We start from the raw sequence: 1,137 nt of genomic DNA, 5'->3' as shown, positions 1-1,137 counted from the left end.
ATACTTTCACCACTGAAAAACGTATTTGCAGCGTCATAAACAGTATCAATAAATGCAGGGTGAGGAATTGTAAGCTCATTGTCTTTGGCAAATACGGGTGTAATACAATCTTCTTTTAAATGTTGCATTGTTACCTCTAGTGTATTAGCTTCCAAGAAATGAGGATTCTCTTTTTTAACTTTTGGTTGTTCTTCGATTATTACCGCTTCTTCTGCATACTCACCAAAGTTACTTTCTCTTCTTACCTGTGGCACATTGCCAATAATTTGTAGATTTCTCATAACGAATAAAATTTTAAATGATTTATAAATTGATTACGTGGATTGAAATATATTTCATTTCTCTCCAACTACCCTAGGGGGACGTTAGATGTCCTCTTTTCACCCGTACGTAACTTTCAATTCAGTAAATCATAAGAGAAGTAAGCTAATATATATTTAGGCTCTTATTTTAACAGGTAGGGGGTATTATATATAAGTACCTATACTTTATTGCGTGCCTATGTATTACTATTCACTATAATAGAAAGGAGAGTATTATACTGCCATATAAAGATATGCTAAGTAGTAATATCAAAAAATGAGTATTGTTTATTTTTTTACCTTGTTTATTATGACTAACTTTGAGTATTCTTAAAAATCAAGAACTACCTGTTTGTCAATGGTTCAACTCCTTGAATTATATGTAAATCAAACAGGTCATATTTGCATTTTCCCACAATTCCATTGGGAAAATTAACTCCCATATTTAAAATTGCGAACTGCTATATCCCTTGTATTAGACAAGAATTTAGAAGTTCCACAAAAAAAGCCGCAGTTGAGCACATTTGTAAGTGTACTCGCTTGCGGCTATTTTTGTTTTTAGTTGGATAGTAGACTACTTTATTCGTCAAAGTCTCTATAATGAACTTATTTGTAGGCATTGACATATTTTTCAGTGTCTCATACTTCAAGTGCAGTATTAGCCTATATAACTCTTAATCTTTAAAAATCAGAACAGATACTCTGTCATCCTAAAAAATGAAGTTCATGCACACATAAAGTTTAAATTCTTTAGTAGTAGGGGAAAATGTGTGTTATAATATATAATTAAGGCAACTATACCTTGTTTACATTAATATTTAAAAAATTCACGTTT

Annotated in this window: 1 protein-coding gene; it reads right to left on the bottom strand. The window is 31.0% G+C overall.

Annotated features, from left to right (window positions below):
- A partial coding sequence (locus DXA54_RS28625; RefSeq protein ID WP_243647674.1) for a DUF3871 family protein occupies positions 1–281 on the bottom strand: 281 nt, incomplete at its 3' end.
- Positions 282–1,137 lie beyond the last annotated feature (856 nt).

It is taken from the genome of Bacteroides sp. OF03-11BH, assembly GCF_003604005.1.
Taxonomy (GTDB): domain Bacteria; phylum Bacteroidota; class Bacteroidia; order Bacteroidales; family Bacteroidaceae; genus Bacteroides; species Bacteroides ovatus.
This window is presented reverse-complemented; position numbering and strand designations above follow the sequence as displayed.